Annotated in this window: 10 protein-coding genes, 2 pseudogenes and 1 riboswitch; of the genes and pseudogenes, 10 read left to right on the top strand and 2 right to left on the bottom strand. The window is 69.9% G+C overall.

Annotated elements, in window-relative coordinates:
* Positions 1-106: 106 nt before the first annotated feature.
* Positions 107-208 (bottom strand): annotated as a pseudogene (locus ACFQ7Q_RS28650) (IS5/IS1182 family transposase); the annotation flags it as partial.
* A gap of 84 nt (positions 209-292) precedes the next feature.
* On the opposite strand from ACFQ7Q_RS28650, the gene ACFQ7Q_RS28645 reads away from it, so the two are divergent.
* Complete coding sequence (locus ACFQ7Q_RS28645) at positions 293-1,222, top strand: GNAT family N-acetyltransferase (RefSeq protein WP_383560039.1); 930 nt, start codon at positions 293-295, stop codon at positions 1,220-1,222.
* A 58-nt stretch (positions 1,223-1,280) separates the two neighbouring features.
* Positions 1,281-2,090: pseudogene (locus tag ACFQ7Q_RS28640) on the top strand (IS5 family transposase).
* Between the two features lie 5 nt (positions 2,091-2,095).
* Here ACFQ7Q_RS28640 and ACFQ7Q_RS28635 read toward each other — a convergent pair.
* Positions 2,096-2,545 (bottom strand): DUF6896 domain-containing protein, encoded by a 450-nt coding sequence (locus tag ACFQ7Q_RS28635; RefSeq protein WP_383560038.1) that lies wholly within the window; start codon positions 2,543-2,545, stop codon positions 2,096-2,098.
* A 246-nt stretch (positions 2,546-2,791) separates the two neighbouring features.
* Here ACFQ7Q_RS28635 and ACFQ7Q_RS28630 point away from each other — a divergent pair, with 246 nt between their 5' ends.
* From ACFQ7Q_RS28630 to ACFQ7Q_RS28595, 8 genes are all read left to right on the top strand, one after another.
* A complete protein-coding gene (locus ACFQ7Q_RS28630; protein ID WP_383560036.1) occupies positions 2,792-3,022 on the top strand; it encodes a hypothetical protein in 231 nt (76 codons plus the stop codon).
* A 610-nt stretch (positions 3,023-3,632) separates the two neighbouring features.
* Complete coding sequence (dhaK, locus tag ACFQ7Q_RS28625; RefSeq protein ID WP_383560035.1) at positions 3,633-4,625, top strand: dihydroxyacetone kinase subunit DhaK; 993 nt, start codon at positions 3,633-3,635, stop codon at positions 4,623-4,625.
* 14 nt (positions 4,626-4,639) lie between these two features.
* Positions 4,640-5,245, top strand: coding sequence for a dihydroxyacetone kinase subunit DhaL (gene dhaL, locus ACFQ7Q_RS28620; RefSeq protein ID WP_383560033.1), 606 nt, complete (start codon positions 4,640-4,642; stop codon positions 5,243-5,245).
* On the top strand, positions 5,242-5,646 hold the full coding sequence (locus ACFQ7Q_RS28615) for a PTS-dependent dihydroxyacetone kinase phosphotransferase subunit DhaM (protein ID WP_383560031.1): 405 nt from the start codon (positions 5,242-5,244) through the stop codon (positions 5,644-5,646). The genes dhaL and ACFQ7Q_RS28615 overlap by 4 nt, the downstream gene beginning before the upstream one ends.
* A 46-nt stretch (positions 5,647-5,692) precedes the next feature.
* A riboswitch (cobalamin riboswitch) is annotated at positions 5,693-5,917 on the top strand.
* A 28-nt stretch (positions 5,918-5,945) separates the two neighbouring features.
* The gene (locus ACFQ7Q_RS28610; protein ID WP_383560029.1) at positions 5,946-6,644 is read left to right on the top strand and encodes an energy-coupling factor ABC transporter permease; all 699 of its coding nucleotides are present in this window, start codon (positions 5,946-5,948) and stop codon (positions 6,642-6,644) included.
* A complete protein-coding gene (locus ACFQ7Q_RS28605; protein ID WP_383560027.1) occupies positions 6,644-6,988 on the top strand; it encodes an energy-coupling factor ABC transporter substrate-binding protein in 345 nt (114 codons plus the stop codon). The genes ACFQ7Q_RS28610 and ACFQ7Q_RS28605 overlap by 1 nt, the downstream gene beginning before the upstream one ends.
* 6 nt (positions 6,989-6,994) lie before the next feature.
* Positions 6,995-7,744, top strand: coding sequence for a cobalt ECF transporter T component CbiQ (cbiQ, locus tag ACFQ7Q_RS28600; protein WP_383560026.1), 750 nt, complete (start codon positions 6,995-6,997; stop codon positions 7,742-7,744).
* A complete protein-coding gene (locus ACFQ7Q_RS28595) occupies positions 7,741-8,589 on the top strand; it encodes an ATP-binding cassette domain-containing protein (protein ID WP_383560024.1) in 849 nt (282 codons plus the stop codon). The genes cbiQ and ACFQ7Q_RS28595 overlap by 4 nt, the downstream gene beginning before the upstream one ends.
* Positions 8,590-8,721: the final 132 nt, after the last annotated feature.

Below are 8,721 nucleotides of genomic sequence, written 5' to 3'. Positions count from 1 at the left end.
CCTGCGATCTGCACAGCCTGACTCCCAGTCCATCCGTGACGTTCAGCGGAGGATAGAACCAGGCACTGACAGGTCCAGATGTTAAAGAACAAGCTAACTGATCGTTTCAGAATGAGGTGCGCAGGCGACGGAGGCAGATGAGGCAGCAGGCCAGTTCGAGCATGCTCTGGTGGAGGTCGGCGTGTCGTTCGTAGCGGGTGCGGAGCCGTGGGCGATGTTGCGTCGGGTCCCCGAGGTGGTCACCGACAAATATTGGTTGTGAACAACTGCACGTTCCTGCAACGGTGCCCGTGTGCATAGCAGAGCCGTCAACGAGTCTGACATCGAGGCGATCTTCGATCTCTTCGGCCGAGCCGAGCACGCTGCAATCGGGCGTCAAACGACGACGCGAGCAGACGTGCGTGACCTGCTCGCGAGCCCCGGCCTGGAAATGGCGTCGCGGACGATGGTCGTGGAGTCGAAGGATGGTCGGCTGAGCGGCTTCGTCGCACTGCATCCGGCACCGCAGGCTGGCCAACTCCGGGCGCATCTGGTCCTTGCGTCGGCAGACGGCACTACGGACACGGCCCGAGCACTGCTGCACCTGCTCGACGAGTGGGTGCTACGGGACGCGCCACACGGCGACACTCCCGTGACCATGTTTCAGCTGCCCAACTGCCCGGCCCATGACCTCGTGACCGCCGAGGGCTGGAGCATCGTGCACCGCTACACGCGCCTCAGCATCGACCTGGACACCACCGAGTTCCCCGAACCGGCTCAGTCACCCCTCGGTGTGCGACTGCGCTTCGCTGCCGATGACCAGGACCGGCGCGCCGTCCACTCCGTATTGGAGGACGCATTGGCCGGGCACTGGAACCACCGGCGGCGTACCTTCGCCCAGTTCGACCGTGACCAGCAACAGCGCGACGGCTACGACGCGGCCCTATGGTGGCTGGCCGAGGTCGATGGGGTCTGTGCGGGTGCTGTCATCGCTCGCGACCCGTCGGAGCGCGCATGGATCGCCTGGCTCGGAGTTCTCGATGCCCACCGCGGCCGCGGCATCGGCACCCAGCTGTTGAGCACCGTCTTCCGGCTCCTCCGGGACCGTGGCCATCACAGCGTGGGCGTCGACGTCGACACCCACAACTCAGTCGGCGCTCTCGGCGTCTATCGGACCGCCGGGATGAGCGAGCGGGGCACCGCTGACCAGTGGCGCAAGATCTACAGCCAACAACCTTCCTGAGCAATTCAGTTGAGCCTCAGGTCTTGCGCATGTCGATCTTGGCCGACAGGGTGTCCGCGTGCGTGCTGATCTTGTTCCGGATGACCTGTGGGAGCGAGTGGCCCCGCTTCTTCCGCCCGCTCCCGAACGGCGCCGCCGCTACCCCGGGGCGGTTGCGCGTTCCGGACAGGGCGGCCCTCGCAGGCGTCATGTACGTGTTGCGGACCGGTGTCGCGTGGCGCGACGTGCCCGCCGAGATTGTGGGCTGCTCCGGAGTCACAGCCTGGCGAAGGGTACGAGGCTGGACCGAGGCCGGCGTATGGCCCCGCTTGCACGCCGCCCTGCTGACCGAGTTGCGCCGCGCCGATCTGCTGGACTTGGACGACTGCGCGGTGGACGGGTCGCACGTCCGGGCTCTCAAAGGGGGGATCACGTTGGCCCCTCGCCCGTCGACCGATCCCGTCCCGGCTCCAAACACCATCTGATCGTCGACCGCCACGGAACTCCGCTTGCCGTCACACTCACCGGCGGCAACCGGCACGACGTGACCCAGCTCCTGCCGCTACTCGACGCCGTCCCGTCGATCCGGGGTCTGCGGGGGCGCCCCCGCCGCAGGCCCCGGCGTCTGTACGCGGACCGGGGCTACGACTTCGACAAGTACCGCCGCCTGCTGTGGAAGCGGGGCATCAAGCCGATGATCGCCCGACGCGGTGTCGCCCACGGCTCCGGGCTGGGCAAGGTCCGTTGGGTCGTCGAGCGCGCCTTCGCCTGGCTGCATCAGTTCAAACGGCTCCGCACCCGCTACGAACGACGAGCTGACCTCCACCAGGGCCTGCTCGACCTGGCCTGCTGCCTCACCTGCCTCCGCCGCCTGCGCACCTCTTCCTGAAGCGATCAGCTGGCTACGCTGAACCACCCCGGTCGCACCTCGGTCAGAAGCGGTTGCAAGGACCGCACCGCTATCCGCAGGTCCTGATCCGTGACGTCAAGAGGCTCCGGCAGGCTCAGCCCGTACCAGCGCAGCCGCCAGAGGTCGAAGATTTCGCTCCCGTCGGCTGCGAAGTCGACATCGACCTCGGTGCCGTTGTCGCTGACGAAGCGGCACCCTGCCCCATGAACCGTGTAGGAGTAGGTGCCGATGCGCCCACTCCGGCTGAGGATCTGGCGCGAACGGACCAAGTCGAGGACATCTGCGAGTCGCTCAAGCGACGGGATTGCCGCCCTCGTGGCCTCGTCAACTGAGTTCAGGGCGTCGACGTAACCAAGCACGAGGTCCCGTGCATCCCCAACCCGTTCCATACTGCGCCATCCCCCCTGAGCCAGTGGCTGAAGGGATTGTTCCATGGGCTGCCAGCGTCTCCGCAGGACGGCATTCTGAAACGATCAGTAATACATCCGAACCCTGCAGCAGATCGGTGACGCCTGGAGCCTCGAACGCATCGCGCAGGCCTGGGCACAGTGCCCCACCCCTGAAAAGTACGTCCTCGACATCGCCTACACAGCTCCGTCCATCCCGGAAGACGACTGACCGCGACGCACTGACCCGTTCAGTGGCACCCGATCCCAGACGCCTGGGCCTCGGCTTCTCTCATGGGAAGGGCTCCGGAATCCGGCCGAGTGATCACCGCCGCACTCCGTACCCTCACCTCGTACTCCGAGGGCTTCCACGAACCGCAGACCTTCTCCGACCCGGCCAGGGCATCCAGCACCAAGACGTACATCGTGCAGCCCGCCGCGGGTGTGCCCGGAGGCCTGAAGCAGGTTCAGGACGGTACTGAGGTGCCCGCCGTCGCCGAGTACCTCGCCTCCTCCGGCAGCTGACCGGCCGACGTCCGGTTCCAGGCCTCCCGGCCCGCGCGAGAATCCCCGGATTCTCACGCGGGCCACTCCGCGTTCCGAAGGTTGCGCGGAGCCTGCACCACGGCGGCACCGTCCAGCAGACCGCGGCCGCGGTCTGCTCATCTGCACCGAACTCTCCCAGAGCTGGGGCGTCCGCTTCAGCGAGAGCAGCAAGACCATCTGGACAGAACAGGCGCTCCCCTGCCAGGTGCAGGTGCCTCGTCTCGGGTCGATTCCGACGATGGTTCACACGGAAAGACACAACCCATCGTCGTGCTTGCCGCAGGACCACGTGGAGGCGATCATTCCCTGGGCGTTCCACCGACCAGGACCGCGGATCCGGCCCACGACGCACCGGTGCGCCCATGCGACCTCGCGTCGATAATTGCGCCATGATGCGCATTCGCAAAGCTCGTTCACGCAACCCGAACCTGATACATCATCAGGAAGGTCGGCATTCAGTCAGCATCAGTACCGCACAGAACCGCCCCCCGCCGCCACGGCCCGCCAAGATCAACAACTTGCCTCACTGGCTCTGACCTGCAAAAACCATGCTCAGTGACCTGTTCGCTAGTCTCATCAGGAGGTAACCATGAGGATGCTGATCAACGTCCCGGAGACCGTGGTCACCGATGCGCTGCGGGGGATGGCCGCCGCGCATCCCGAACTCACCGTCGATGTCGAGCATCGCGTCGTGCTGCGGCGGGACGCGCCCATGGACGGCAAGGTCGGGCTGGTGTCGGGGGGCGGGTCCGGTCATGAGCCGTTGCACGGGGGGTTCGTGGGGCCCGGGATGTTGGCGGCCGCATGCCCCGGGGAGATCTTCACGTCACCGGTGCCCGATCAGATGGTGCGCGCCGCCGCCGCGGTCGACAGCGGGGCCGGGGTCCTTTTCGTCGTCAAGAACTACACCGGGGACGTCCTCAACTTCGAGATGGCCGCCGAGCTCGCCGAGGACGAGGGCATCCAGATCGCCAAGGTGCTCGTCGACGACGACGTGGCGGTGACGGACAGTCTGTACACCGCCGGGCGGCGCGGGACCGGGGCCACGCTGTTCGTGGAGAAGATCGCCGGGGCCGCCGCGGAGGAGGGCGCGCCGCTGGAGCGGGTGGAGGCGATCGCGCGGCGGGTGAACGAACGGTCGCGGAGTTTCGGCGTGGCCCTGAGCGCGTGCACCACGCCCGCCAAGGGCAGCCCGACCTTTGAACTGCCCGCCGGTGAGCTGGAGTTGGGCGTCGGAATCCATGGAGAGCCGGGGCGCGAGCGGCGGTCGATGATGACCTCGCGGGAGATCGCGGACTTCGCCGTCGATGCCGTACTGGACGATCTACGGCCGTCCGGTCCGGTCCTCGCCCTGGTCAACGGCATGGGCGCCACTCCGCTGCTCGAACTGTACGGCTTCAACGCCGAGGTCCAGCGCGTCCTGACCGAACGCGCGGTGCCGGTCGCCCGGACCCTGGTCGGCAATTACGTCACCTCCCTCGACATGGCCGGCTGTTCGGTCACCTTGTGCGAGGCCGACGAGGAGATGCTGCGGCTGTGGGACGCGCCCGTGCAGACGCCCGCCCTGCGCTGGGGCCGGTGAGAGGGGTGTCCGAGGTGAACGAGTTCGACGCCGCGTTCTTCCTTCGCTGGCTGACCATCGCCGCGGCCGCCGTCGACCGTGAGGCCGACCGCCTCACCGAGCTCGACTCGGCGATCGGCGACGCCGATCACGGGGTCAATCTGAAGCGGGGGTTCGCCGCCGTGACGGTCGTGCTGGAGAAGGAGCCGCCCGCGACACCGGGGGCCGTACTCGTCGCCGCCGGGCGGCAGTTGATCTCCACCGTGGGCGGTGCGTCCGGGCCGCTGTACGGGACGCTGCTGCGCCGGACGGGCAAGAGTCTCGGCGAGGAGCCGACCGTGACGCGGCAGGAGCTGGCCGCGGCGCTCGCCGCGGGAGTGGCCGCGGTCGGGCAGCTCGGCGGGGCCCAGGTCGGCGACAAGACGATGCTGGACGCGCTCGTCCCCGCGGCCGAGGGGCTCGGCGAGTCCTTCGCGGCGGCCCGGGAGGCTGCCGAGCGGGGCGCCCTCGCGACCGTCCCGCTCCAGGCGCGCAAGGGCAGGGCGAGCTATCTCGGCGAGCGTTCCATCGGCCACCAGGACCCGGGGGCCACCTCGTCCGCGCTGCTGATCGCCGCCCTCGCCGAGGTGGCGGCCGCATGACCGCGCAGGTCGGAATCGTCCTGGTCTCGCACAGCGCGGAGGTGGCCGCCGCCGTCACCGTGCTGGCCCGGGGTCTCGCGGGCGGCGGGGCGACCGCGCCGATCGCCCCCGCGGGCGGCACACCGGCCGGCGGCCTCGGCACCAGCTCGGACCTGATCGTCGCGGCGGCACACGAGGTCGACCGGGGCGCCGGAGTGGCGCTGCTCGTCGACCTCGGCAGCGCCGTACTGACGGTCAAGGCGCTCCTCGCGGAGGAGGACGAGCTGCCGGAGGGCGCCCGGCTGGTGGACGCCCCGTTCGTCGAGGGCGCCGTCGCCGCCCTCGTCACGGCGAGCGCGGGCGGCGATCTGGACGCCGTGGTGGCCGCGGCATCGGAGGCGTACACGTACCGAAAGGAGTGAGAGGGGGGCGCGCGCGAGACCTGTCACACACCGTCCGGAAGGGCCTCCGTGTTGTGATGTACCTGGTCAACCCACTACTGTCACAGCGCCTTGGTGTACGGGAAACCGGTGCGGTACCGGTGCGGCCCTCGCCACTGTGATCGGGAAGTCCGGCTCCATCCCTCCGGGGAAGCCACTGGACCACCGCGGGAGACCGCGGCGGTTTGGGAAGGCGGAGCCGCGGCGGCATGACCCGTCAGCCAGGAGACCGGCCAAGGTGCGTTGTCCATCCACGAGGTGCTGGAGAGGGTCTCCCAACCATGCATATAGCCGAGGGGTATCTGCCCCCTGTGCACGCGGCCGCCTGGGGCGTCGCGTCCGCTCCCTTCGTTGTCCACGGTGTTCGCGCGCTGACCCGTGAGGTCAAGGCCAACCCCGAGTCCACCCTGCTGCTCGGTGCGTCCGGTGCGTTCACGTTCGTCCTGTCCGCGCTCAAGATCCCGTCGGTGACGGGCAGTTGCTCGCACCCCACCGGTACGGGCCTCGGCGCGATCCTGTTCCGGCCGCCGGTGATGGCGGTCCTGGGCACGATCACGCTGCTCTTCCAGGCGTTGCTGCTCGCCCACGGCGGGCTCACGACGCTCGGAGCCAACGTCTTCTCGATGGCGATCGTCGGCCCATGGGCCGGCTTCGGCACGTACTGGCTGCTGCGCCGGTCCAACGTGCCGCTGATGGTGAGCGTGTTCTTCGGCGCGTTCGTCGCCGACATCTCCACCTACTGCGTCACCAGCGTGCAGCTCGCGCTGGCCTTCCCGGACCCGGGCAGCGGTGTGCTCGGCGCGCTGGCCAAGTTCGGCGGGATCTTCGCCGTGACCCAGCTGCCGCTCGCCGTCAGCGAGGGGCTGCTCACGGTTCTCGTGATGCGGCTGCTCACGCAGTCCAGCAAGGGGGAACTGACCCGCCTCGGTGTCCTGCTCCCGTCCCGGAAGAAGAACGAGAACGCGGAGGCGAGCGCCTGATGAGCCGGAACGCGAAGATCAACACACTGCTCCTGCTCGTCGTCGCGGCGCTCGCGGTGCTCCCGCTGGTGCTGGGGCTCGGCGACCACAAGGAGGAGCCCTTCACCGGGGCCGACGGCGAGGCGGAGGCGGCGATCACGGAGATCGCTCCCGACTACGAGCCGTGGTTCAGCCCGCTGTACGAGCCGCCGTCCGGCGAGATCGAGTCGGCGCTGTTCTCGCTCCAGGCGGCGCTCGGCGCCGGCGTGCTGGCCTACTACTTCGGGCTGCGGCGCGGTCGCAGGCAGGGTGAGGCGCGCGCCCTGGCGGCGAAGGAACCGCTGGTCACCACCGGCGACGAGTAGACGCCGATGCTGCCGATCGACGCGGCGGCGCACAGCAGTCGCTGGCGCCGCCGTCACCCCTGCGAGAAAGCCGTGCTCGGGTTCGGCCTGACCCTGTGCGCGGTCTGTCTGCCGCCCTGGCCGGGCGCCGTGCTCGTCGCGGCGGCCACGCTCGCCGTGCTCCTCGGCCCCGCCGGGGTGCCGGGGCGTCAGCTGTGGCGGGCGTTCCGGATCCCCCTCGGGTTCTGTGTGACGGGCGCGATCCCGCTCCTGTTCGAGGTCGGCGGAGGACGGGGGATCGTCGCCCTCGCGCCGGACGGTCCGGTGCACGCGGGCGAGTTGCTGCTGCGGACCTCGGCCGCCTCCCTGGGCGTGCTGCTGTTCGCGTTCACCACACCCGTCTCGGACGTGCTGCCGCGTCTCGTACGGGCCGGGGTACCGGCTCCCGTGGTGGACGTGGCGCTGGTGATGTACCGGATCAGCTTCCTGCTGCTGGACGCGATATCCAAGATCCGGCAGGCGCAGGCGGCCCGGCTCGGGCTCACCACCCGGGCGGCGACCTGGCGCTCGCTCGCGGGGCTCGGCGCGACCGCGTTCGTCCGCGCCTTCGACCGTGCGCAGCGCCTGCAGACCGGGCTCGCCGGGCGGGGGTACGACGGGACCCTGCGGGTCCTGGTGCCCCAGGCCGCGGTCTCGGCCCGGTTCCTCGCGTCGACGGCCGGCCTCCTGGCCGGTCTCGTCGCGCTCACTCTCGTACTGGAAAGGTCCCTGCCGTGAGCCCTGCACCGCCTGTCGTGGAACTGGTGAAGGCCACGTTCGCCTACGAGGACGGGCCGGTCGTCCTCGACGGCATCGACTTCGCCGTGCCGGAGGGCCGGGCGATGGCTCTCCTCGGGCGCAACGGCGGCGGCAAGACGACGCTTCTGCGGCTGCTCAGCGGGGGTCTGCGCGGCAGCGCCGGAGCGCTCCGGCTGGACGGTGAGGAGGTGTCGTACGACCGGAAGGGGCTGACCCGGCTGCGGACGACGGTGCAGCTGGTCGTCCAGGACCCGGACGACCAGCTCTTCGCGGCCTCGGTCGGACAGGACGTGTCGTTCGGGCCGATGAATCTGGGACTTCCGGAGGAGGAGGTTCGGCTCCGGGTCCGCGAGGCTCTGGAGGCGCTGGACATCGTGGCCCTGGAGGACCGGCCCACCCATCTGCTCTCCTACGGGCAGCGGAAGCGGGCGGCGATCGCGGGAGCCGTGGCGATGCGGCCGCGGGTCCTCATCATGGACGAGCCGACGGCCGGGCTCGACCCGCACGGGCAGGAGCGCCTGCTCGAGGTGCTCGGGCGGCTGCGGGACTCCGGTACGACGGTGGTCATGGCGACGCACGATGTCGATCTGGCGCTGCGCTGGGCGGACGAGGCCGCGGTGCTCTCCCCCCAGGGGCTGCGGACGGGCCCGATCGAGGAGCTGCTCGCCGACGACGAGCTCCTCGACGCGGCGCGCCTGCGTCGCCCGTGGGGCATGGCGGTGACGCGGCTGCTGCGCGCGCACGGCCTGCTCGGCGCGGACGTGGAGGGACCGCGCACGGCGGAGGATCTGGACGCCTGGGTCACGGCTCCGCGAGGGGCGTGAGACGCAGGAGGGATCCGAGGCACCAAACGCAGCTGGAGCACCCCGCGCACCGGAGGCACCTTGGGCACCTGGGCGCTCCGGGCGCGGGAGGCGCCTGAGGCGTTCGAGGCACCACGACGGCCCCCTGGCGGA

The sequence above is a fragment of the Streptomyces sp. NPDC056527 genome, from assembly GCF_042794475.1.
Lineage (GTDB): Bacteria > Actinomycetota > Actinomycetes > Streptomycetales > Streptomycetaceae > Streptomyces.
Note: the sequence above shows the minus strand (reverse complement) of the source record. Positions and strands in the feature narration are given on the sequence as shown.